Annotated in this window: 23 protein-coding genes; 19 read left to right on the top strand and 4 right to left on the bottom strand. The window is 35.9% G+C overall.

Annotated features, from left to right (window positions below; all coding sequences use genetic code 11):
• Window positions 1-150: 150 nt before the first annotated feature.
• Together MHH42_RS19950 and MHH42_RS19945 are read left to right on the top strand one after the other, a co-directional pair.
• Window positions 151-453, top strand: coding sequence for a YlaH-like family protein (locus MHH42_RS19950; RefSeq protein WP_000893661.1), 303 nt, complete (start codon window positions 151-153; stop codon window positions 451-453).
• Between the two features lie 15 nt (window positions 454-468).
• Window positions 469-744: a hypothetical protein gene (locus tag MHH42_RS19945; protein ID WP_016109037.1), complete on the top strand. Its 276-nt coding sequence runs from the start codon at window positions 469-471 to the stop codon at window positions 742-744.
• A gap of 35 nt (window positions 745-779) precedes the next feature.
• Here MHH42_RS19945 and MHH42_RS19940 read toward each other — a convergent pair whose 3' ends face one another.
• Complete coding sequence (locus tag MHH42_RS19940) at window positions 780-980, bottom strand: YlaI family protein (protein WP_002093346.1); 201 nt, start codon at window positions 978-980, stop codon at window positions 780-782.
• A gap of 145 nt (window positions 981-1,125) precedes the next feature.
• Here MHH42_RS19940 and MHH42_RS19935 point away from each other — a divergent pair, with 145 nt between their 5' ends.
• The 3 genes from MHH42_RS19935 (at window position 1,126) to MHH42_RS19925 (ending at window position 4,747) form a co-directional block, all read left to right on the top strand.
• Window positions 1,126-1,581 carry a pyridoxamine 5'-phosphate oxidase family protein gene (locus tag MHH42_RS19935; protein ID WP_000024575.1) on the top strand — a complete coding sequence of 152 codons (456 nt, stop codon included), beginning with the start codon at window positions 1,126-1,128 and terminating at the stop codon, window positions 1,579-1,581.
• Window positions 1,582-1,827: 246 nt separating this feature from the next.
• Window positions 1,828-3,156: a PhoH family protein gene (locus MHH42_RS19930; protein ID WP_000358079.1), complete on the top strand. Its 1,329-nt coding sequence runs from the start codon at window positions 1,828-1,830 to the stop codon at window positions 3,154-3,156.
• A 128-nt stretch (window positions 3,157-3,284) separates the two neighbouring features.
• A protein-coding gene (locus tag MHH42_RS19925) for an IS1182 family transposase (protein WP_375166148.1) occupies window positions 3,285-4,747 on the top strand; the annotation gives its coding sequence in 2 pieces (ribosomal slippage) (window positions 3,285-3,846 and window positions 3,846-4,747; 1,464 coding nt in all).
• Window positions 4,748-4,790: 43 nt separating this feature from the next.
• Here the strand turns inward: MHH42_RS19925 and MHH42_RS19920 are convergent.
• A complete protein-coding gene (locus tag MHH42_RS19920) occupies window positions 4,791-5,288 on the bottom strand; it encodes a hypothetical protein (RefSeq protein WP_001289791.1) in 498 nt (165 codons plus the stop codon).
• A gap of 150 nt (window positions 5,289-5,438) precedes the next feature.
• Here MHH42_RS19920 and MHH42_RS19915 point away from each other — a divergent pair, with 150 nt between their 5' ends.
• The 3 genes from MHH42_RS19915 to pyc all read left to right on the top strand — a co-directional run bounded on the left by MHH42_RS19915 (window position 5,439) and on the right by pyc (window position 10,809).
• Window positions 5,439-5,726 (top strand): YlaN family protein, encoded by a 288-nt coding sequence (locus MHH42_RS19915; RefSeq protein WP_000135695.1) that lies wholly within the window; start codon window positions 5,439-5,441, stop codon window positions 5,724-5,726.
• A gap of 125 nt (window positions 5,727-5,851) precedes the next feature.
• Window positions 5,852-7,030, top strand: coding sequence for an FtsW/RodA/SpoVE family cell cycle protein (locus MHH42_RS19910; RefSeq protein ID WP_340893948.1), 1,179 nt, complete (start codon window positions 5,852-5,854; stop codon window positions 7,028-7,030).
• A 332-nt stretch (window positions 7,031-7,362) separates the two neighbouring features.
• The gene (pyc, locus tag MHH42_RS19905; protein ID WP_340893945.1) at window positions 7,363-10,809 is read left to right on the top strand and encodes a pyruvate carboxylase; all 3,447 of its coding nucleotides are present in this window, start codon (window positions 7,363-7,365) and stop codon (window positions 10,807-10,809) included.
• Window positions 10,810-10,893: 84 nt separating this feature from the next.
• Here pyc and ctaA read toward each other — a convergent pair whose 3' ends face one another.
• A complete protein-coding gene (gene ctaA, locus MHH42_RS19900; protein WP_001188753.1) occupies window positions 10,894-11,829 on the bottom strand; it encodes a heme A synthase in 936 nt (311 codons plus the stop codon).
• Between the two features lie 498 nt (window positions 11,830-12,327).
• On the opposite strand from ctaA, the gene ctaB reads away from it, so the two are divergent.
• From ctaB to MHH42_RS19865, 7 genes are all read left to right on the top strand, one after another.
• Window positions 12,328-13,251: a protoheme IX farnesyltransferase gene (gene ctaB, locus MHH42_RS19895; RefSeq protein WP_001015063.1), complete on the top strand. Its 924-nt coding sequence runs from the start codon at window positions 12,328-12,330 to the stop codon at window positions 13,249-13,251.
• A gap of 93 nt (window positions 13,252-13,344) precedes the next feature.
• Window positions 13,345-14,394 carry a cytochrome c oxidase subunit II gene (gene coxB, locus MHH42_RS19890; RefSeq protein ID WP_000745270.1) on the top strand — a complete coding sequence of 350 codons (1,050 nt, stop codon included), beginning with the start codon at window positions 13,345-13,347 and terminating at the stop codon, window positions 14,392-14,394.
• A gap of 60 nt (window positions 14,395-14,454) precedes the next feature.
• The gene (ctaD, locus tag MHH42_RS19885) at window positions 14,455-16,290 is read left to right on the top strand and encodes a cytochrome c oxidase subunit I (RefSeq protein ID WP_170957719.1); all 1,836 of its coding nucleotides are present in this window, start codon (window positions 14,455-14,457) and stop codon (window positions 16,288-16,290) included.
• A complete protein-coding gene (gene ctaE / locus MHH42_RS19880; RefSeq protein ID WP_000557861.1) occupies window positions 16,290-16,913 on the top strand; it encodes a cytochrome c oxidase subunit III in 624 nt (207 codons plus the stop codon). Before ctaD ends, ctaE begins: the two co-directional genes overlap by 1 nt.
• 3 nt (window positions 16,914-16,916) lie before the next feature.
• Entirely contained in the window at window positions 16,917-17,249 is a 333-nt protein-coding gene (gene ctaF, locus MHH42_RS19875) for a cytochrome c oxidase subunit IVB (protein WP_001007827.1), read from the top strand.
• 86 nt (window positions 17,250-17,335) lie between these two features.
• On the top strand, window positions 17,336-18,241 hold the full coding sequence (ctaG, locus tag MHH42_RS19870) for a cytochrome c oxidase assembly factor CtaG (protein WP_000069007.1): 906 nt from the start codon (window positions 17,336-17,338) through the stop codon (window positions 18,239-18,241).
• Window positions 18,242-18,489: 248 nt separating this feature from the next.
• The gene (locus MHH42_RS19865) at window positions 18,490-19,488 is read left to right on the top strand and encodes a formamidase (protein WP_000535796.1); all 999 of its coding nucleotides are present in this window, start codon (window positions 18,490-18,492) and stop codon (window positions 19,486-19,488) included.
• A 46-nt stretch (window positions 19,489-19,534) separates the two neighbouring features.
• Here the strand turns inward: MHH42_RS19865 and MHH42_RS19860 are convergent, their stop codons facing one another.
• Window positions 19,535-19,900 carry a YugN family protein gene (locus MHH42_RS19860; protein ID WP_001160935.1) on the bottom strand — a complete coding sequence of 122 codons (366 nt, stop codon included), beginning with the start codon at window positions 19,898-19,900 and terminating at the stop codon, window positions 19,535-19,537.
• 206 nt (window positions 19,901-20,106) lie between these two features.
• Here MHH42_RS19860 and MHH42_RS19855 point away from each other — a divergent pair, with 206 nt between their 5' ends.
• The 4 genes from MHH42_RS19855 (at window position 20,107) to MHH42_RS19840 (ending at window position 22,607) form a co-directional block, all read left to right on the top strand.
• Window positions 20,107-21,141: a CAP domain-containing protein gene (locus tag MHH42_RS19855; RefSeq protein ID WP_000735382.1), complete on the top strand. Its 1,035-nt coding sequence runs from the start codon at window positions 20,107-20,109 to the stop codon at window positions 21,139-21,141.
• A gap of 112 nt (window positions 21,142-21,253) precedes the next feature.
• Window positions 21,254-21,700 carry a YlbD family protein gene (locus MHH42_RS19850; protein ID WP_001143329.1) on the top strand — a complete coding sequence of 149 codons (447 nt, stop codon included), beginning with the start codon at window positions 21,254-21,256 and terminating at the stop codon, window positions 21,698-21,700.
• Window positions 21,701-21,711: 11 nt separating this feature from the next.
• Window positions 21,712-21,957 carry a YlbE-like family protein gene (locus MHH42_RS19845; RefSeq protein WP_001206442.1) on the top strand — a complete coding sequence of 82 codons (246 nt, stop codon included), beginning with the start codon at window positions 21,712-21,714 and terminating at the stop codon, window positions 21,955-21,957.
• Between the two features lie 77 nt (window positions 21,958-22,034).
• A complete protein-coding gene (locus MHH42_RS19840) occupies window positions 22,035-22,607 on the top strand; it encodes a histidine phosphatase family protein (RefSeq protein WP_000134951.1) in 573 nt (190 codons plus the stop codon).
• Window positions 22,608-22,665 lie beyond the last annotated feature (58 nt).

The following is a 22,665-nucleotide window of genomic DNA, read 5'->3' as shown; positions in this document are numbered from 1 at the left end:
AAACAACTACCTTTCCAAAAGGTAGTTGTTTTTTTGTTTTTATTTATTTTTAGAATATTTATTCTTTTTTGTGGACAGTATTTTTTTTGCGAGTTACTCTTGTATTAAGTGTATAAAGAAAACTTGTTTTTATAGCTAGGGGGGAAGAGTGTGTTAGAAAGGATGTCTTTTTTTGCTAAATTATGTAAGGTGGATGAAAATCCAGAGTTAGGAATGTGGTTACTTTATGGAACGATTATTATATTAAGTGCTCTCGTTTATAATTTAGGATTTGCTAGAAAATTATCTGTACTAAAAAATATCGTGATATATATTTCTTTAGCAATTGGATGTACAGTGTTAACCTTTTTTGCTGTATTTTTACCTGTTGGGGAGGGGCTTGTTGTAGCAGCAATTGTACTAGGAATTTATAGATTGCGCTTACGTCAAGCAAAACAAGAAAAAGTAGGATGAGGGGGAATTAATGACATGCATTCAGTACAAGATGCACTATATAATTGGTTAACGATTAAAACAGTTGCGGAAGCACGCCCCGATGATAGTGCTGCGAAAGAAACGTATTTGTTATTTCAAAATATGATATATGAAGAACATAAATTAAGGGATGTGGAAGTTAAAAAGAATGAGGAAATGTATTTGATTACATATGAAATTGATGGGGAAAGAAAATCTGTGAGATTTCCATTAGAAGCTATTGATTGTTTTTTGGATCAGATGAATCGTGAACCTGAAAAATATAAATAAGTCCTTATCGATATGATTAAGGACTTATTTATATTTTACCAATCGTCTTCAACTTTTTTATCACGGTATAATCGGAAATTACCACTTGCATGACGTTCCATCGTACGCTCTGCAATTCGTTCCGAACATTCCATGCACATATATGTATGAATAGGGCGATTACGCAGTTTTTTTGCCGTAGGATTTTCGTCATCTAACATATCTTTTTTATCACAGATCATACATTTGACTCTCATTTCGTCACCTCAATACGAATTCTATCGGTATAAGTATATCATGGAAGTATGATGTTTTTGAATAATAGGAGGAAAAAATAATATTTTCGCAATTCGAAAAATAAGTTATGATAAGGATATATTAAGTATATTTGGAGGTGGAAATATGGCGAATGTAGTAGAGCCTACATTAACAGATGATTTAGTACAAACGTTCCGTAAAGAATGTATTGTTATGGTAGCAACAACAGATTTCGAAAAACAAGTTCCTAACGTAAGTGCTATTTCTTGGGTGTATGCAGTGAGTGAAACTAGTATTCGATTTGCGGTAGATCAACGTTCACGTATTGTGGAAAATATAAGGCGCAATCCGGGAGTGGTATTGACTATAATGGCGAATGGATCCGTATTTTCCATAAGTGGTGCAGGTGAAATTTTGACAGATAGAATGGAAGGCATTCCTCTAAAATTAGCTGTAATAGAAGTAAGTGTGCAAGAAGTACGTGATGTTATGTTTTATGGAGCAAAACTTGCAATTGAACCAAAATATGAAAAAACATACGATCTTCGGGCAGCAAAAAAACTGGATAACCAAGTGTTGGTAGGGATAAAAGAATTATAAGTGAGATGAATAAGAAAATTGTTCATTAACTTTTGGAATCAGTTATTGTGGTTTAACGTTAATAATTAAAATTAAAAGTAATATATTGAATAGAAATGAATAAAAAATAAAGAAAAGGTTTAATTGCTATAATTTTCGATTCTACCTCGTTTATACGGTACATATAATTATAACAATGGTTCGTCCATATTTTATGGATGAAACCCTTGTTCTACAAATTTAAAAGTGGAGTCAGGGGGTAACAGGTTGGATAAAATTTATGTGTTAGATACGAATGTACTTTTGCAGGATCCTTTATCTATTTTTTCATTTGAAACCAATGAAGTAGTGATTCCGGCAGTTGTATTAGAAGAGGTTGATTCGAAGAAACGTTATATGGACGAAGTAGGACGAAATGCTCGTTATGTATCTAAGTTAATAGATAAATTTCGTGAAATAGGAAAGCTGCATGAAAGTATTCCGCTAGAAAACGGCGGTACATTTCGTATTGAATTAAATCATCGTTCATTTGTTCAACTACAAGATATTTTTGTAGAAAAAACAAATGATAATCGAATTTTAGCAGTAGCAAAAAATCTATCTTTAGAAGAACAAGAAAAAGAGGACGGGAAGTCTGTTATTTTAGTAAGTAAAGACGTGCTCGTAAGGGTAAAAGCTGATGCAATTGGATTGAAGGCTGAAGATTATTTAAGTGATCGCGTAATTGAAGTAGATAATATATATTCAGGTTTTTTAGAAGGGTATATATCAAAAGAACAATTGGATTATTTTTATGAAAAAGGTGAATTACCTTTATCTGAAATTGCAAATCATCCTTTTTATCCAAATCAGTTTGTGGTAATGAAGGATGCACTTGGGGGTTCTAGTTCTGCACTTGGCATTGTAGATCACTTAGGTAAGAAGGTGAAGAAACTTATTTTTCACAATGAGCAAGTGTGGGGGATACGACCACGAAACGTGCAGCAAATAATGGGATTAGAATTGTTGCTTCGCGAAGATATTCCGCTTGTAACGTTAACGGGGAAAGCTGGTACAGGAAAAACGTTACTTGCGTTAGCTTCGGGATTAATGCAAACGGAAGATTTAGGGTTATATAAAAAATTACTTGTTGCAAGACCAATTGTTCCAGTCGGAAAAGATATCGGTTATTTACCAGGAGAAAAAGAAGAAAAGTTAAGACCATGGATGCAGCCGATTTTTGATAATCTAGAGTATTTATTTAATACGAAAAAGCCAGGGGAATTAGATGCTATTTTAGCTGGAATGGGTTCGATTGAAGTAGAGGCTCTTACTTATATACGTGGCAGAAGTATTCCAGACCAATTCATTATTATTGATGAGGCACAAAATTTAACGAAGCATGAAGTGAAGACGATATTAACGAGAGTAGGAGAGAAAAGTAAGATTGTATTAATGGGAGATCCTCAGCAAATCGATCATCCATATTTAGATGAATATAATAACGGTTTAACATACGTTGTCGAGAAATTTAAAGAGCAACGTATTAGTGGTCATGTAAAGTTTGTTAAAGGGGAGCGCTCGAATTTAGCTCAACTAGCAGCGGATTTATTATAAAAAGGAGTGAGCTTCAGCTCACTCCTTTTTCAGGCTGTGGAGAAAGTCTTCTCCACAGCCTGTTTATGTGTCTGAACCTCTTTTTATGTGTCAACACTGATAAAAAAGAGGTAAAGGAGAGATTTTTTATGATGGGTGCTTTAAAAAATCATCGTGATGAGCGTGTATCCGTTTCTGTAGAAGAATTAGTTCCGCAAGACCATTTCCTTCGTGCGATTGAAGCGACAATCAGTTTTGATTTTATTGAGGAAAAGTTACGCCCTTATTACTGTGAAAACAATGGTCGTCCGTCAATTCACCCTATCGTTTTATTTAAGATGATGTTTATCGGATATTTTTATGGTATTCGTTCAGAGCGACAATTGGAAAAGGAGATCAAAACGAATATTGCCTACCGTTGGTTTCTAGGTTTTTCTCTATCAGATACAATTCCAGATCATTCTACAATCAGTTGGAATCGCCGTACTCGTTTCATTCATACAAATATTTTCGAAGAAATTTTTGATGAGATTGTGAGTCAAGCGACCGAGCACCGTATGGTGGGAGGACGTGCGTTGATGACAGATTCTACACACATTAAGGCGAATGCCAATAAAAATAAATTTGTACATAAATATAAAAAAGAAAAGGCAAAGTTCTATATAGATGAACTAGAAGCTGCGGTAATCGAAGATCGTGAGGTACATGGAAAAAAGAATTAAGACCTAGAAAGGAAAGTGATACCCCCACTAAAAAAACTCGTATCAGTACAACGGATCCAGATAGTGGATTTTTAATGAGGGATGGAAAACCGAACGGTTTTCATTTCTTAGATCATCGTACGACTGATGCGAAATATAATATTATTACAGATACCTATATAACGGCTGGAAATATGGCGGATTCCGAGCCGTATTTAGCACGTCTACAAGCTCAAACTAATAAATTCGGATTCAAAGTTGAAGCTGTAGCTCTTGATGCAGGCTATTTTACAGGTTATATCTGTAAGAAACTATCAGAACAGAATATATTTATGGTGATGGGGTATCGCCGATTTGGAAAGCGAAATAAAGACGTTCCGAAAAGCCAATTTAAATATGTAAAAGAAATGAATGTATTTGCTTGTCCGATGGGATGTATTTTAGAATATACGACAACGGATCGCGAAGGATATCGTCAATATAAATCAAATCCAGAAGACTGCGCTGTTTGTCCGCTACGTGAGGTATGCTTTTCAAAAAAACAAAAACAAAAAGTTATCACTCATCATATATGGGAAAAATATAAAGATATCGCTAGAAAAAACAAACTAACAGCTACAGGGAAAAGACTGTATAAAGTACGCTGTTCAACTATAGAGCGAAGCTTTGCGGATGCCAAAGAACTACATGGCTATCGATATGCTCGGTTTCGAGGGCTGAAGTCTGTCCAAATGCAAGCTTACCTCACCGCAGCTTGTCAAAACATGAAAAAAATAGCCCTTCACCTAACCAAAAAGGGTCTGGTGGAGGGTTGTTTTTCTAAAATTTATTATTTTATATTGTTTTCATTTACTAAAATTAAAAAGGATTGCAGAATGTTGGGAACCCTAAAGGGTTTCCCAACACTCTGAAAAAGGAGTGAGCTTCAGCTCACTCCTTTTTTTAGTATACTCGTTAAATAATTGTGAATTTACGGATGTTACGGATTGGATTTTGTCTATTAGATCCATCATTGAAATATAGATGTACAGGTCCGTCCTCTTTTAATGGTTTTCCTTCTTTTGAAAAACCAAGAATGGCCTTGTTGACCGTTTCTAATGGTAGTGTAATGGTAGTATCTACTGTTTCAATTTCAACTTGCATAGCGTCCTCTAAAATTTCGGCGTTAGCAAGAAATGGATGAAATGGTATACCAAATGTCCCAGTAATCAGCTGTTCTTTTTTATATTTCTTTACACTTTGTTGTATTGGCGGGAAGGCAGCACCATCACGGATTTCACGATCCCAATGTTCTGAAGTGTTCTTTAAGTAAGCTTCTAGTTCAGACGTGTTTTCTCTAGTTTCATCAAAGTAAGTTGTCAAATCTACTTTTCGATCGTCAAAAATCCAAACAGTTGGATCAATAGTGATTGGAAAACGTACTTTTCCATTAATAAATAAAATTTCGCTCATTGTTGTTCCCCCATTTGTGTTATACTCCCACTTTTCAGTATAATAGTATTAGACACTGTTGTCACAAAAAATGTTTCTATTGCAATTTATTAAAACTATCGCTAATATTAATAGATATGAGAGAGTAGGACGGAAACGGAGGGAATCAATTTGGCGTCTGAGACAGTATCAAATCATCAGGAAAAGGCACTAGCCCTTCTACAAGCGGATGCAGAGAAGATTTTAAGACTTATTAAGGTGCAAATGGACCATCTTACAATGCCGCAATGTCCATTATATGAAGAAGTTTTAGACACACAAATGTTTGGACTATCCCGCGAGGTCGATTTTGCGGTTCGCCTTGGTCTTATTGCAGAAGAGCAAGGGAAAGCAATGTTAGGAGAGCTCGAACGTGAGTTATCTGCACTTCATGAAGCATTTACAAACAAACAACAATAACGGGTTCAAATAAGGGGGCTCAAACTAAAACAGTTTGAGCTTTTTATTTGTATAATAAAGCAGGAAGAACGTATATACATATGGAATACAACAATAATTAATTTGAAACAGAGAGAGGAAATGAAATGAAAAGAATATGGAAATCAATGGATTATTCATTATTACTTCCTCTTGTTATTTTATGTGTGCTGGGAGTCATAATGGTATATAGTTCTAGTTCCATTGTTGCGATTTCGCGGTTTGATAAACCAGCAAATTTCTTTTTTAAAAGACAATTACTTACTTTAGCTGCTGGGACAATGGTATTAATAATTATGGCTATTATCCCATATAAAGTGTGGAGAAAACGAATTTTCTTATTGGGAAGTTACGGTGCTAGTGTTGCCTTATTAGCGGCAGCAGCCTTTTTCACTAAGAAAGTAAATGGTGCAAATGGATGGATATTTGGAATACAGCCTGCGGAATTTGTAAAGATAACAGTTATTCTCGTATTGGCTCATTTTTTTGCGAAAAGGCAAGAAACAAATACGTCTGTTTTCAAAGGATCGGGACCGGTACTTTTAGGTATTGGTTTAATCATGTTTTTAATTTTAAAGCAAAATGACTTAGGTACCGATATGTTAATTGCGGGAACGGTAGGAATCATGTTTCTTTGTTCAGGAGTTAGTGTTAATTTATGGATAAAAAGATTCTTATTAACGTCTGTAGTATGGGTCCCAATGTTGTATTTTATTGGGGATTATAAATTAAGTTCATACCAAAAAGCGCGATTTTCAGTTTTTCTGGATCCGTTTAACGATCCTCAAAATGATGGATTCCAATTGGTAAATTCATTTATTGGAATTGCTTCAGGTGGGTTAAATGGTAGAGGGTTAGGGAATAGTGTGCAAAAGTATGGATACTTACCAGAGCCCCAAACGGATTTTATTATGGCGATTATATCTGAAGAACTAGGCTTTATAGGTGTAGCTATCATTTTAATCTGTTTATTGTTAATTATCATTCGCTCATTTAGAGTGGCGCAAAAGTGTACAGATCCATTTGGAAGTTTAATAGCCATCGGAATTGCAAGTTTGTTTGGAGTTCAAACGTTTATCAATGTCGGTGGTATGTCTGGATTAATACCGCTTACTGGGGTACCGTTACCTTTTGTTAGTTACGGCGGAAGTTCCTTGTTAGCTAATCTACTTGCGATGGGGATATTATTGAATATTGCTAGTCATGTGAAAAGACAAGAAAAACAACAAAATGAGTTAGTTAAAGAAAGAGAACAGGGTGGACCGCATCTTGTAGTTGTAAAATAAAAACACATTGCGCTGTAGAGCACAATGTGTTTTTTTATTTAAAGTAATTTCAAATGTGATATATTAATTGTTTTTATATCCAAAAGATATATCACATTAAAACAAATGTGATATACAATTAGGTTGTTCGAAAAGGAAGAGGTATGCTATACTATTTTTGTGAAACAAATTGCACAGAAAACTTATCATTTGTTAAAAAATAAGGTATGATGGATAAAAATAAAGTGAAACTTTCTAAGTATAATATAATGTGGAAAGTGAAGAACTTCACGCTTTTTATGGTGTGTATATATTTTATCTCTAGAGTGGTAGGAAAGTAGAGGGGGAAAATCATGACAAAGCTGCAACGTATTCAAAAAGTATTGGTAGCTAACCGTGGAGAGATTGCAATTCGTGTGTTTCGAGCTTGTTCGGAACTTGGATTAAAAACAGTTGCAATCTATTCTAAAGAGGATAGCGGTTCTTATCATCGCTATAAAGCCGATGAGTCCTATTTAGTTGGGGAAGGGAAAAAGCCAATTGATGCTTATCTAGATATTGAGGGCATTATTGAGATTGCGAAAAGCAATCATGTAGATGCAATCCACCCTGGATATGGTTTCTTGTCAGAAAATATCCAATTCGCAAAACGTTGTGAAGAAGAAGGAATTATCTTTATTGGTCCGAAAAGTGAGCATTTAGATATGTTTGGAGATAAAGTGAAAGCAAGAACACAAGCGCAGCTAGCACAAATTCCGGTTATTCCTGGTAGTGATGGTCCAATAGATTCAATAGAAGAAGTCGAAGAGTTTGCTGAAAAGTATGATTACCCGATTATTATTAAAGCGTCCCTTGGTGGTGGCGGTCGAGGTATGCGTATAGTACGAGCTAGTGAAGAATTAAGAGAATCGTATAATCGCGCGAAATCAGAAGCAAAAGCAGCCTTTGGTAATGATGAAGTATACGTTGAAAAATTCGTTGAAAAACCTAAACATATAGAAGTACAAATTTTAGCAGATGAAGAAGGCAATGTTGTTCACTTATTCGAGCGTGACTGTTCTGTGCAACGTCGCCATCAAAAAGTTGTCGAAATCGCACCAAGCGTTTCGCTTTCTGATGATTTGCGTCAACGTATTTGTGAAGCTGCTGTGAAGTTAACGAAAAATGTAAACTATTTAAACGCAGGAACGGTAGAATTTCTTGTAAAAGGTGATGAGTTTTACTTCATAGAAGTAAACCCACGTGTTCAAGTTGAACATACGATTACAGAGATGATTACAGGAGTGGATATCGTTCAATCGCAAATTTTAATAGCTGATGGACATGCATTACATAGTAAAATGGTAGGTGTTCCGAAGCAAGAAGAAGTGGTTGTGCACGGATTTGCAATCCAATCTCGTGTAACGACTGAAGACCCACTAAATAATTTTATGCCGGATACAGGAAAAATTATGGCGTACCGATCAGGCGGTGGCTTTGGTGTTCGTCTTGATACAGGTAATAGTTTCCAAGGTGCAGTTATTACACCGTACTACGATTCTTTACTTGTAAAAGTTACGACTTGGGCTCTTACTTTTGAACAAGCTGCTGCAAAAATGGAACGTAACTTAAAAGAATTCCGTATTCGTGGTATTAAAACAAATATTCCATTCCTAGAGAATGTAGTAAAACATAAAAACTTCTTATCAGGAGAATATGATACGTCGTTTATTGACGCGTCACCTGAACTGTTCTTATTCCCGAAACGTAAAGACCGCGGAACGAAAATGTTAAATTACATTGGTTCAGTAACAGTAAATGGTTTCCCGGGAGTAGGGAAAAAAGAGAAACCAATTTTCCCGGATGCTCGTATACCAAATGTAGTACACTCAGAGCCGATACAAAATGGAACAAAACAAATTTTGGATGAGCGTGGAGCGGATGGATTAGTAAAGTGGGTTCAAGATCAAAAACGTGTACTTTTAACTGATACAACATTCCGTGATGCGCATCAGTCACTACTTGCAACTCGTATTCGTACAAAAGATTTACATCAAATTGCAGAGCCGACAGCGAGAATGTTACCGAACTTATTCTCAGCGGAAATGTGGGGCGGTGCAACGTTCGATGTTGCGTATCGTTTCTTAAAAGAAGATCCATGGGAACGATTACTAGATCTTCGTGAAAAAATGCCGAATGTTTTATTCCAAATGTTACTTCGCTCTTCAAACGCAGTTGGTTACAAAAACTATCCAGATAATTTAATTCAAAAATTTGTGGAATGTTCTGCTCAAGCTGGCATTGATGTATTCCGAATTTTTGATAGCTTAAACTGGGTAGAAGGTATGAGAGTTGCGATTGATGCTGTACGAGATACTGGCAAAATTGCAGAAGCGACAATGTGTTATACAGGAGATATTCATGATTCGTTACGTAGTAAATATGATTTGAATTATTATAAAAACTTGGCGAAAGAATTAGAAGCATCAGGTGCTCATATATTAGGTATTAAAGATATGGCAGGTTTATTAAAACCTAATGCTGCATACGATTTAGTTTCTGCATTAAAAGAGACAGTATCGATTCCGATTCACTTGCACACACATGATACGAGCGGAAACGGTATATTAACGTATACGAAGGCAATTGAAGCGGGTGTTGATATTGTCGATGTAGCGGTGAGTTCAATGGCAGGTCAAACGTCACAACCAAGTGCGAACACACTATACTACGCATTAGGCGGAAATGAAAGACAACCAGATGTTAATATAGATTCATTAGAAAAACTATCTCATTACTGGGAAGATGTACGCAAATACTATGCACCGTTTGAAAGTGGTATGAATGCACCTCACACAGAGGTATATATGCACGAAATGCCGGGTGGGCAGTATAGTAATCTTCAGCAACAAGCAAAGGCGGTTGGGTTAGGAGATCGCTTCGATGAAGTGAAAGTAATGTACCGTCGTGTGAATGACATGTTTGGAGACATTGTAAAAGTAACGCCATCTTCAAAAGTTGTTGGTGATATGGCATTATTTATGGTTCAAAACCATTTGACAGAACAAGATATTTTAGAGCGTGGACATGCTTTGGATTTCCCAGGATCTGTTGTTGAAATGTTCTCTGGTGATTTAGGTCAACCGTACGGTGGTTTTCCGAAAGAATTACAAAAGATTATTTTAAAAGGGAAAGAGCCGTTAACAGTAAGACCGGGTGAATTGTTAGAGCCAGTAGATTTTGATGCTTTAAAAGAAGAGTTATTCCATAAACTTGGACGCGAAGTAACGATTTTCGATGTAGTTGCGTACGCGTTATATCCGAAAGTATTTATGGACTACGAAAAAGTTGCTGAGATGTATGGTAATGTATCTGTGCTTGATACACCGACATTCTTCTATGGTATGAGACTTGGTGAAGAAATTGATGTGGAAATTGAGCAAGGTAAAACATTGATGGTTAAACTAGTATCAATTGGAGAACCTCAGCCGGATGGAAATCGTATTCTTTACTTAGAATTTAACGGACAACCACGTGAGATTGTTGTGAAAGACGAAAGTGTGAAAGCAACAGTTGCACAACGTGTGAAAGGAAACCGTGAAAATCCAAACCATATTAGCGCAACGATGCCAGGAACGGTTATTAAAGTAGTTGTAAAAGAAGGCGATGAAGTGAAAAAAGGCGATTCTATGGCAATTACAGAAGCGATGAAAATGGAAACGACAGTTCAAGCGCCGTTCAATGGTAAAGTGAAGAAAGTATATGTTAACGATGGTGATGCAATTCAAACGGGTGATTTACTTATTGAATTAGATCACTAAAATAAGAAAAGAGCTGTGTAAATACAGCTCTTTTTTTATTGCAAAAAATCCCTTGCCGATTCGGCAAGGGATTTCAGTTTTAAATTATTTTGTTTGTTTAGAAGTTGATTCGGATTCTTTTGCGTTCACTTTACTTCTTGTTCCTAACATAACTAAATAGCATAATACAGCAAACAAGCAAGAAATGAATAGGGAATGTAATAATGCCATTGCTAAACTAGCATTTGTATATACAACTAAAATCCCAACAATAGCTTGAAGTGTTACAAGAATAAAGGAAATAATCCATCCCCAGTATACTACGCTTTGTTGCTTATATTGACGAATAGCAATAATCATTGCGTATAGTATCCAAAGGAATATTAATATCGCTGCAGCTCTATGCCCCATTTGAACCCACTCATGTAATTGAGTCGGCCATGGTCTATTTTTACTACATAAAGGAAAGTCTGGACAGGCTAAGCTAGCTCGTTCGTGACGTACTAAAGCCCCTGTGTAGACGACGATATAACTGTAAATTGTTACACCATAAATGTGAAATTTCATTTTTTTATCCATAATAAGTGAACGTGCATCAAATTTCTGATCAATTTCAAAAATAAGACACGTTAACAAAATAACAGAAGCGAATGAAATTAAGGAAATACCAAAATGGATAGCAAGTACAGCTGGCATTTGACCCCAAACAACGGCTGCCGCTCCCATTAATGCTTGTGCAACTAAAAATACGAAGGATAAAATTGCTAACGTTTTTGTTTCGCGCACATGTTTATAATACTTCCAGGATAAAATACAAAGGAGAGTGACAAGTATTCCTGCTGATCCTGATGTAAGGCGGTGACTTAGTTCAATAATAGTTTCCATCGATAAATTAGATGGAACTAACTCACCATTACAAAGCGGCCATGATTTACCGCAGCCTTGGCCAGAACCTGTTTTTGTAACTAAAGCGCCTCCTAATAATACTACTAATAAATCAAGACTTGTAATGACTGCTAACCATTTAATAAAGCGTTGCAATCTCTTTCACCATCTTTCTGCTATGAAGTTATTGCGAAATATTTTCATTCCATTATGTATAGAATAAAACGCGCTAGTTCCTATGATATATAAAAAATAATAAAATAGCAAAGAAATGGAGGGGGAAGACAAAGGGGAGAAAAAGGGTGTGAAAATAGAATTTATAAGGGGATTTTTAGGAGGAAAATAGGCTATTTTGAAAAGAAATGGGGAGAATACGTGTTAAATATGACAAAATAGTTTATTATAGAAAGTAACATCATGTTATGATAAGGATAAGTAAGAAGTAAGCTTTTTTATATTCGACACAAAAAGTTCATGTTTTCTTCACAAAATGTTCGGGAAATATGATTTAATATATTGGAGTATGGGCGTAGATTAGTAGTAGAATGGGTTAACAATATTTCTACTGTAATAATATTGCTATATAGAAGCGAATTATTTCATTCGAAATAGGCGCAAAAAGAAAGATGAAAGTTTTAAGAGGGGGTTAAAGTGATGAACCATGCAACAAGTGAGCTGCATGATGAGTCAGCTGTAACAAGTGTACCCGAAACAACTCGGTTACAAGATTTATCAGCGCTCGTTAAAATGGGGATTGTAAACTCAAATACACTTACTGTATTTACAGGATTTTGGTTGGCGTTACACTTTAATGGATTAAGTGTGATGGACAATCTGGATAAGCTATTTTTTACAATCGTTGGTTCCGGATTAATTATGGCAGGGGTATGTTGTTTAAATAACTACATTGATCGAGACATCGATCCGTTAATGGAAAGAACAAAAACCCGTCCAACGGTTACAGGAAAGTATAAACCAGGTTTTGCACTTACATTTGGACTAGTTATATTACTACTTGGATTTGTATTCTTATTATTAACAACACCGATGGCAGTATTAATGGGATTTATTGGTGCCTTCACATATGTTGTCTTATATACTTTATGGACAAAGAGAAAGTATACGCTAAATACTGTTGTAGGTAGTATTTCTGGAGCAGTTCCACCTTTAATTGGATGGGCAGCAATTGATCCATCTTTAGGCCATCCAATTGCTTGGATGTTATTTTTAATTATGTTTATTTGGCAAATCCCACATTTCCTTGCGTTAGCGATGAAACGTGTTGATGAATATCGAAATGCAGGAATTCCAATGCTTCCTGTAGTTCATGGATTTGAAATTACGAAACGCCAAATTATGATTTGGACAGTATGTTTATTACCACTACCATTTTATATGAGTGGACTTGGGATAACATTTATGGTACTTGCAACATTGCTTAACATCGGATGGATCGTTTTAGGATTTTATGGCTTCCGTAAGAAGGATGACATCAAATGGTCCGTACAAATGTTTGTTTATTCCCTAAATTATTTAACAATCTTATTTGTATCAATGATTGTAGTTACATTCTTCTAAGACAACGACATAATTGGATTTCTTTACGTTGAGATTTACTTTACTTAACTATAAAGTACAATCTAATTCACAAGGAAAGTGGGGGTTGTTTGTATGAAGAAACAGTGGCGACTGCTTTCGTTCGTTTCACTGCTGGCTTTACTGTTAGGGGGATGCGGTAAAGCCTTTCAATCTACTTTAATTCCGCAAGGAGAAGTAGCAAAAATGCAATATGATCTGCTCTTACTAGCGAGTGCGATCATGGTAGGAGTAGTACTAGTAGTTACTATTATTTTCTTGTATGTAATTGTGCGTTTCCGACAAAAGAAAGGTCAGGAAGATTATATTCCAGAACAAGTTGAAGGGAATCACAAACTAGAAATTATATGGACAGTTATTCCGATTATTCTTTTACTAATCTTAGCTGTTCCGACGGTTACATATACATTCAAACTTGCTGATGTAAGTGCGATGGAGAAAAAGAATATTGATAAAGATACGATCGTTGTTGATGTAACAGCGAATCTTTATTGGTGGGAATTTTCTTATAAATCAGAAAAAATAGTAACTTCTCAAGATTTAGTTATCCCCACAGGTAAGAAAGTGTATTTGAATTTGAAGGGTGCCGATATTAAACATTCATTCTGGGTTCCATCTTTAGCTGGTAAAATGGATACAAATACAGACAATGTAAACAAAATGTGGTTAAAGGCAGATAAATCGGGCACTTATAATGGTTTTTGTACAGAGTTTTGCGGCCCGTCACATTCTTTAATGCAATTTAAAGTGAAAGCTTTAGATGAAAGCGAGTACAAAAAATGGCTTGCTGATATGAAGAAGATTGATGGGAAAAAAGAAGTAGCTTCAACAAAGGCGCAAGAGGGCCAAGAAATATTTAATAAAAGCTGTATTGGTTGTCATGCAGTTGGATCTAATGATAGTAGACCACCTTCCGCTCGTATCGCACCAAACTTAGCGAACTTTGCTGATCGTGATACGGTTGCTGGTATTGCCGAAAATAATGAAGAAAACTTAAAAAAATGGCTGAAAGATCCTGAAAATATGAAGCCAGGAAATAAAATGACTGGTAAATATGGCAACTTAACGGATGATCAAATTGATGCATTAAATGCATACTTACAAACGTTAAAGATTGAAAAGTAAAGAGGGATTATTCGCGAAGGGGAGGTTGAAAACGTGAGCTCTGTAGCAAAAAAACAGGGGATGGGTGCTGTCATATGGGATTATTTAACGACAGTAGACCATAAAAAGATTGCCATTCTCTATTTAATTGCAGGTGGATTGTTTTTTATAATAGGCGGAATAGAAGCACTATTTATTCGCCTTCAATTAGCGATTCCTAACAACGCTTTTCTTGTTGGGGATGCTTATAATCAAGTATTAACGATGCACGGTACAACAATGATTTTCCTCGCAGCTATGCCACTCGTGTTTGCATTTATGAACGCCGCCGTGCCACTTCAAATTGGTGCGCGTGATGTAGCGTTCCCGTTTTTGAATTCACTCGGATTTTGGTTATTTTTCTTTGGTGGAGTATTTTTAAATTTAAGTTGGTTTTTAGGTGGAGCACCTGATGCAGGATGGACATCTTATGCATCATTAGCTTTAGCTTCTAAAGGCCATGGTGTTGATTTTTATGTACTCGGCTTGCAAATTTCAGGTATTGGTACATTAATTGGAGGTATTAACTTCCTTGTTACAATCATTAATATGCGTGCGCCAGGAATGACGTATATGCGTATGCCGATGTTTACATGGACAACGTTTGTAACATCTTCACTTATATTATTTGCTTTTCCGCCGTTAACTGTAGGATTAGGACTTTTAATGTTAGATCGTTTATTTGGAACAAGTTTCTTTAATCCAGCATTAGGTGGGAACACAATTATATGGGAGCATTTATTCTGGATTTTCGGTCATCCGGAAGTATACATTCTTATACTCCCAGCTTTCGGAATATTCTCAGAAATCTTCGCGACATTTTCGAAAAAACGATTATTTGGTTATTCATCGATGGTGTTTGCGACAGTATTAATTGGATTTTTAGGATTCATGGTATGGGCGCATCACATGTTTACTGTTGGCCTTGGTCCAGTTGCAAATGCTATTTTCTCAGTTGCGACAATGGCAATTGCGGTTCCGACAGGTATTAAAATATTTAACTGGCTCTTTACAATGTGGGGCGGAAGTATTCGTTTTACAACACCGATGATGTGGGCGGTAGCTTTTATTCCATCATTCGTAATGGGTGGAGTTACAGGCGTTATGCTTGCATCTGCACCAGCTGATTATCAATTTCATGATAACTATTTCGTAGTAGCGCACTTTCATTATGTAATCGTCGGTGGTGTTGTATTTGGTTTACTTGCAGGGGCTCATTATTATTGGCCACTGATGTTTAATAAAATATTAAATGAAACATTAGGTAAGATAACATTTTGGTTATTCTTTATCGGTTTCCATTTAACATTCTTTATTCAGCATTTCCTTGGATTGATTGGTATGCCACGTCGTTACTACACATATCTTGAGGGGCAAGGATTGGAAATGGGGAATATGATTAGTTCTATTGGAGCTGTGTTTATGGCTCTTGGAACGATTGTTCTTCTATTCAATGTAATAAAAACAACTGTATCAAAAGAGAAGGCTGGTCGTGATCCATGGGATGGACGTACACTAGAATGGACAATGCCAGCACCTACACCGGAATATAATTTCAAACAATTACCATTTGTTCGCGGGTTAGATCCGTTTTGGATTGAAAAACGTGAAGGTAATAAAGAGATGACGGCGGCGGAACCAGTTGGTGATATTCATATGCCAAATGCTTCATTTTCACCATTTATCATTTCTCTAGGCTTATTCATAGCGGCATTCGGTGCAATGTATATGCAAGGTGGAAAAGATAAGTTCTGGTTATTAGTAGCAATTATTGGTTTAATCATTACATTTGGCGCAATGTTCCTTCGTTCAGTAGTCGATGATCATGGATATCATATTCATAAGGAAGATTTAGAGGATAAGGGGGGCAAGGCATAATGCATGTAGATGAAAAATTAACGAATGAAACATTTCCAGCAGAGCCTGAAAAAGCAACCCTTGAGGGGAAAAATAAGTTTGTCGGTTTTTGGTTATTTCTTGGAGGCGAAACAGTATTGTTCGCTTCCTTGTTTGGCACATATTTGGCATTAAAAAACTCTACAAATGGTGGACCAACATCTCAAGAGATGTTTCAAATGCCGCTCGTTTTCATTATGACGATGCTTTTATTAACGAGTAGTTTAACGAGTGTATATGCGATGTACCATATGAAAAACTTTAATTTTAAGAAAATGCAACTTTGGCTACTTGTAACAGTGTTGCTTGGCTTAGGGTTTTTGGGATTTGAAATATATGAGTTTTATCATTATACACATGAATTTAAGCATACTATGAGAAGTAGTGCATTTGGCTCTGCATTTTATGCTCTTGTTGGTACACATGGACTTCACGTATTGTTTGGATTGTGTTGGATTTTAACATTAATCTTTAGAAATGCGAAGCGTGGTTTAAATTTATACAACGCACCAAAGTTTTATGTTGCATCAATTTATTGGCACTTTATTGACGTAGTTTGGGTGTTTATTTTCACTGTAGTATATTTAATGGGAATGGTGGGATAAACAATGGCGATAAGACAAACAAATAATCCTAAGGTGGATCTTGTTTATCGGAAGAGAAAAAGTGCAGAGGAGATGAAGCACCAAGTTATTACGTTTGCGCTAATGATTTTCCTGACATTAGTTGCATTTGTAGCGGTAGCATATCCAAAAACTTTTAGTCCAACCTTCTCTGTTCCGTTTATTTTACTATTAGCAGTGGTGCAAGTAATTTTTCAATTGTATTATTTTATGCATATGAGCCATAAAGGGCATGAGGCTGCAAGTTTCTTTCTGTATTCTGGCCTGTTAATAGGATTAATTACAATTTTAGCTTTTATGACAATCGTGTGGATTTGAAAAGTGAAGAATAAGGGGGCTTGTGTTGTCACAGCCCCCTCTTCACATTATGTGGAAGGATAACCATTAGGAAGGTGGGGGTGACAATGAGTAACTTATGGATATTTGGCTTTCAAGCTTTATGGAGTCCATTCTTTTTATTATTTATGCTTTCGATTCTTATTGGATACTTCTTAATTATTGGACCATATAGAACTCGATTTGAAAATGCGACGAAGGTAAGTAAAAAGCAAATTTTTTATTTTACGTCTGGAATTGTTCTTTTGTATTTTGTAAAGGGTGGACCTATTGATTTAATTGGCCATATTATATTTAGTGCACATATGTTTGAAATGGCAGTCATGTATATTGCAGTTCCGCCTTTATTATTACTTGGTATACCAGTTTGGTTATATCGTTATATTACTTCTTTTAAGCTAGTTCAAATTGTGTTGAAAATTTTTGCTAAACCGCTTATTGCATTGTTTGTATTTAATGGACTGTTTTCTTTTTATCATTTGCCAGTTGTTTTTGATGCAGTAAAACAAAGCCAAATTGCCCATCCGATTTGCCTCGCTATATTATTTTTTTCGGCAATCATGATGTGGTGGCCGATGTTAAATCCGTTACCAGAATATCAAACGTTAAGTGATATAAAGAAACTTGGTTATATGTTTGCTAACGGTATATTATTAACGCCAGCTTGTGCATTAATAATTTTTGCAACTGCACCGTTATTTGCAACGTATACGGATTCAGCTGCTTGGATGAAAGCGATGGAACTATGCGTACCTGCGGGAACTTTATCAGAATTAAATATAACTGGACCAGAATTTTTGCACTGGATGCCAGTAGTACAAGACCAACAAACGGGCGGTATCATTATGAAAATTGTCCAGGAAATAGTGTACGGTACGATTATCGGTTATGTATTCTTTAAATGGGCGCGTAGAGAACGCGAAAAGGATAAGGAACAGTTGCAACAATTGCCGCCATATTTACAGACTAAGTAAAAAAGTGTATGGGATTCCATACGCTTTTTCTTTTTCTTTTTTTTTAGTTTTAGCTTTAGGTATTTATGAAAGATTGAATTTTCAATCTTTTAGTGTTAAGTTAGTGTTGGCTTGTACTAAAAGTGGATATAAAATTTACTACTAGCTTTCATGTGTAATAATTCCATATGTAGTGCAAGTTTTTTAAAGAGTTACAAATTTATATTGTTATCTTTAATAAACACGAACTATTTTAAGGGGGAATTTAAATGGGTAGTAGCGGAAGTATGGTAAAGCCGATTAGTGGTTTTTTAACAGCGTTAATTCAATATCCAGTACCGGTAGTAGAGTCACGTGCAGACATTGATAAACAAATTAAACAAATCATAAAAACAATTCATTCAACTAAATCAGGTTATCCTGGATTAGAATTAATAGTATTTCCCGAATATAGTACACAAGGGCTCAATACAAAAAAATGGACTACAGAAGAGTTTTTATGTACAGTGCCTGGGCCAGAAACAGACTTATTTGCTGAGGCATGTAAAGAATCTGAAGTGTATGGTGTTTTTTCTATAATGGAAAGAAATCCTGATGGTGGAGAACCTTATAATACAGCGATTATTATTGATCCACAGGGTGAAATGATTTTGAAGTATCGTAAGTTAAATCCTTGGGTGCCGGTCGAGCCTTGGAAAGCTGGAGATTTAGGCTTACCTGTTTGTGATGGACCTGGAGGGAGTAAATTAGCTGTTTGTATTTGTCATGATGGCATGTTCCCTGAAGTAGCCCGTGAAGCAGCCTATAAAGGTGCGAATGTCTTGATCCGTATTTCCGGATATAGCACACAAGTTAGTGAACAATGGATGTTAACCAATCGTTCAAATGCATGGCAAAATTTAATGTATACATTGTCAGTGAACTTAGCGGGTTATGATGGTGTATTTTATTACTTTGGTGAAGGACAAGTATGTAATTTTGATGGGACTACTTTAGTGCAGGGGCACCGAAACCCTTGGGAGATTGTTACTGCCGAAGTATATCCAGAGCTAGCAGATCAGGCTAGATTAGGATGGGGGCTCGAAAATAATATATATAATTTAGGCTCAAGGGGATATGTAGCGACTCCTGGTGGAGTGAAAGAGAACCCGTATACGTTTGTAAAAGATTTAGCTGAAGGTAAGTATAAGGTTCCCTGGGAAGATGAGATTAAAGTGAAAGATGGATCCATTTATGGGTATCCAGTTAAAAAGACGATTCATTCTTAAGGAAGATAAATAGAACAAGCGCATCATATTGATGCGCTTGTTCGGTTTACTCAATAATTTGAAATTCTTTTAACTCTTTTTCGACATTTTGTAGGAGTTGTTCGCTTTTTTGGAGTACATTTGTTGGGAAAGTCTCATCATCACCATATTCAACACCGTGAGGATAATAATGTTTTCCTAATAAGGGAGGGAGTAGTTTTACTTCAGCGTGTCTGCTGCCAATGTCGCCTTCAACAGCAACTCCGCGCACTCGTAAGTAATAAATATCCTTTAATATTTCAAATTTATAATCGTATGTAACTCTTTCGTAATCCCACTGTCCAGCTAGTACAAAATGGTTCTTTTCCATAATCTCAGTTAAAAGGGATAAATCAACGACGGCCCCATTAAATTTCGTATTTGTAAATTGCATATAATACCTCCTTTTTTAATGTTACATCATTATTTTTATAATAGTATGAATAATAAGAAAGTGCAATTCATATTGAGAGAAAAGGGATAATCCAGACTTTTTTTGTGAAAATATGATATAGTGAAAAGAGTACGGTACACACAAAAAAGGAAATAAAAGGATTTGTGTATATCTCAATTTTATGTTTTGTGCAGGAGGTATATCGTTTGAAGAAATTATTGCGTATCGTAATGATTACATTTTTAATTTTAGCTGTTGATTTATACGGGAAATTACTCGTTTCACAATATATATTAACCCCATCTCAATCAAAACAAGAAAATAAAATTGTGAAAAAGAAAAAACAAGTCGATGAGGACTCCTCAGACACTGTTTTAAATATGATTGGTGGAGATTCTGAAAATCTATTGGCAAAGTGGGGAGAACCAGCTCGAATAGAGCCATCTGCTTACGGTTATGAATGGTGGGTGTACAATCAAGATTTAAATCAGTACGTTCAATTTGGAGTTGCTGAACGTAAAATTGTAACAGCGTATGTTGCTGGTGAACAAGTTAAGGTACCGCCTTATTATATAAATGAAAAATATGAAGATGTATACAAAAAGAATCCGCTCTCGCATGAGATTTCATTAAAAAGAGGGAAGAATAGTTATCAATTTGAGTTATCTGATACAGAAGTAATGGAACAGCCGTTAGTACCTGTAGAAGATGGATGGGCACAATTATATTTTGATCATTTCACACATGAACTCGTTGGTGTTCGTTATATGGATGATGAAACGTTATTGCGCCAAAGACCGTATCAGCTTGTTTATTCAGGTGAATTAATAGCAGAACAACCATTAACACCAGAAAAGATGAAACAAGTAGAGAATGGGAATATGCAACAAATTTTTGATTTAACAAATATTATTCGAAGTCGTCATGAACTACCATTGTTAACGTGGGATCAACAAACAGCAGATGTTGCTATTGGACATAGCAAAGATATGAAAGACAATAATTACTTTTCACATGATTCACCTACATTAGGTACGTTAGGAGATCGTTTACAACGAGGACGAGTAGGGTTTCAGCTTGCTGGTGAGAATATAGCGGCACAACATAGTGATGGAATTGCGGCGGTACAAGGTTGGTTAAATAGTGAGGGGCATAGAAAAAATTTATTTAATGAACAATTTACCGGATTAGGTGTTGGGGTATATGATAAATTTTATACGCAAAACTTTATTCGAAAATAAAGTGAAACTTTAAGTAGTGTAAAAAAAGGTGCATGAATCGTCTAAAAATAGGCGAACCATGCGCCTTTTTTTTCTTACAATATAAGTAGATATACATGAAGAGGTGAGGATTATGCCAACAACAAAAGGACCGTTACATCCATCGGTTCAACAGTTTAAAGAATTTGTAAACCATCACCCTAAAATGGTTCATGACGTTAGAAGTGGTCAAAAAACTTGGCAGCAATTTTATGAAGAATGGTACTTACTTGGTGAGGAAGATCCAATATGGGCAACTTATAGACCTGATGGAGCGCCTGCCTTTTCTTCAGTAAAAGAAAATAAAAAAGAGAAGGAAAAAGACAATCGAACTGAAGAGGAAAAAACTGCTGATGTGATGGGACAAATGCTTTCTTTTTTTAAAAAGCTAGATGTGGAACAAATGCAGCATCATTTAGCTAATGTGACGAGTGCTATCGGGAGTGTGCAACAAGTTATTCAACAGTTTCAAGGAAGTCGCACGCAACAAGAACAAAGTACTTCCAAAGAAAATAATCCATTTTTCTTTCAAAAGGATTAGGGGGAAAGATGATGAGAGAAGAACTTATGGAGTTTATAAAGGCTGATGAGGACTTATCGCGTTATATTAGGGAGCAGCCATACTGGTATAGGAAGTTAACCCGAAATCCTGAAGAAAAAGAAGCTTTTGAGCTGGCTGCTATGCAACATTTCAAAAAAACGATACCAGATAAAGTAGAAAAATTTCAAAATCAATTGGCGGTTGCTTCGATCATGATTGATATGTTTCAGTATATGAAGCAGCAAAATACGACATAATTGGAAGGGAAAACTATGTCCGTCATGCAGAACTTTTGTTACAATAGAAGCGGATTATTTAAAAGAGGAGTTGCAGCATGACGGAAATTTGTTTAGTACGACATGGACAAACTGATTGGAATTTTCAAGAGATTATTCAGGGGCGTGAAGATATTCCACTTAATGAAGTTGGGAAAAAGCAAGCGAGTCAAAGTGCGGCTGCTTTGCAAGTAGAATCGTGGGATATTATTATAAGTAGTCCGTTAATTAGAGCACAAGAAACGGCTAAGGCAATCGCAGAGGCAGCTGGATTACAATCCATTTTATTAGATGAACGATTTGTTGAACGGAATTTTGGAGAAGCTTCAGGGAAGCCGGTTGCGACTGTTAGAGAGTTAATTGCGGAGGGTAAAGTAGAAGGTATGGAGTTAGATAAAGAAATTGTAGCTCGTTGCTTTGCTGCTTTAGAAGATGTTGCAGTAACTCATTCTGGTAAACGTATTATTATTGTTGCTCATTCACATGCGATAAAAGCTATTTTACATGCAATTGCACCAGATGAAATTACGTTTAAGACCCCGTTAAAAAATGCATGTATTAGTTATGTGAAAGAAAACGGCGGAGAATGGGATGTTCTTAAATATAATATTGCGGGACATATTAATGTATAAGCGTATCTGAGATTGTTTGAAAATAGTTAGAGTCATATCTTTCTTTTAAGTGAGTCAC

Origin of the sequence: Bacillus sp. FSL L8-0099, from assembly GCF_038006385.1 — a bacterium.
Lineage (GTDB): Bacteria > Bacillota > Bacilli > Bacillales > Bacillaceae_G > Bacillus_A > Bacillus_A toyonensis.
The sequence above is the reverse complement of the archived record's forward strand: the minus strand, read 5'-3'. Positions and strand labels throughout refer to the sequence as shown.

Bases quoted from the DNA above. Each gene is read 5' to 3' on its own strand.
- ctaB (WP_001015063.1), top strand. From the start codon at position 12,328: ATGAACCATGCAACAAGTGAGCTGCATGATGAGTCAGCTGTAACAAGT.
- pyc (WP_340893945.1), top strand. From the start codon at position 7,363: ATGACAAAGCTGCAACGTATTCAAAAAGTATTGGTAGCTAACCGTGGA.
- MHH42_RS19945 (WP_016109037.1), top strand. From the start codon at position 469: ATGCATTCAGTACAAGATGCACTATATAATTGGTTAACGATTAAAACA.
- ctaG (WP_000069007.1), top strand. From the start codon at position 17,336: ATGAGTAACTTATGGATATTTGGCTTTCAAGCTTTATGGAGTCCATTC.
- ctaF (WP_001007827.1), top strand. From the start codon at position 16,917: ATGGCGATAAGACAAACAAATAATCCTAAGGTGGATCTTGTTTATCGG.
- ctaE (WP_000557861.1), top strand. From the start codon at position 16,290: ATGCATGTAGATGAAAAATTAACGAATGAAACATTTCCAGCAGAGCCT.
- MHH42_RS19920 (WP_001289791.1), bottom strand. From the start codon at position 5,288: ATGAGCGAAATTTTATTTATTAATGGAAAAGTACGTTTTCCAATCACT.
- MHH42_RS19935 (WP_000024575.1), top strand. From the start codon at position 1,126: ATGGCGAATGTAGTAGAGCCTACATTAACAGATGATTTAGTACAAACG.
- MHH42_RS19845 (WP_001206442.1), top strand. From the start codon at position 21,712: ATGAGAGAAGAACTTATGGAGTTTATAAAGGCTGATGAGGACTTATCG.
- MHH42_RS19860 (WP_001160935.1), bottom strand. From the start codon at position 19,900: ATGCAATTTACAAATACGAAATTTAATGGGGCCGTCGTTGATTTATCC.
- MHH42_RS19910 (WP_340893948.1), top strand. From the start codon at position 5,852: ATGAAAAGAATATGGAAATCAATGGATTATTCATTATTACTTCCTCTT.
- MHH42_RS19850 (WP_001143329.1), top strand. From the start codon at position 21,254: ATGCCAACAACAAAAGGACCGTTACATCCATCGGTTCAACAGTTTAAA.
- MHH42_RS19940 (WP_002093346.1), bottom strand. From the start codon at position 980: ATGAGAGTCAAATGTATGATCTGTGATAAAAAAGATATGTTAGATGAC.
- ctaD (WP_170957719.1), top strand. From the start codon at position 14,455: ATGGGTGCTGTCATATGGGATTATTTAACGACAGTAGACCATAAAAAG.
- coxB (WP_000745270.1), top strand. From the start codon at position 13,345: ATGAAGAAACAGTGGCGACTGCTTTCGTTCGTTTCACTGCTGGCTTTA.
- MHH42_RS19840 (WP_000134951.1), top strand. From the start codon at position 22,035: ATGACGGAAATTTGTTTAGTACGACATGGACAAACTGATTGGAATTTT.
- MHH42_RS19865 (WP_000535796.1), top strand. From the start codon at position 18,490: ATGGGTAGTAGCGGAAGTATGGTAAAGCCGATTAGTGGTTTTTTAACA.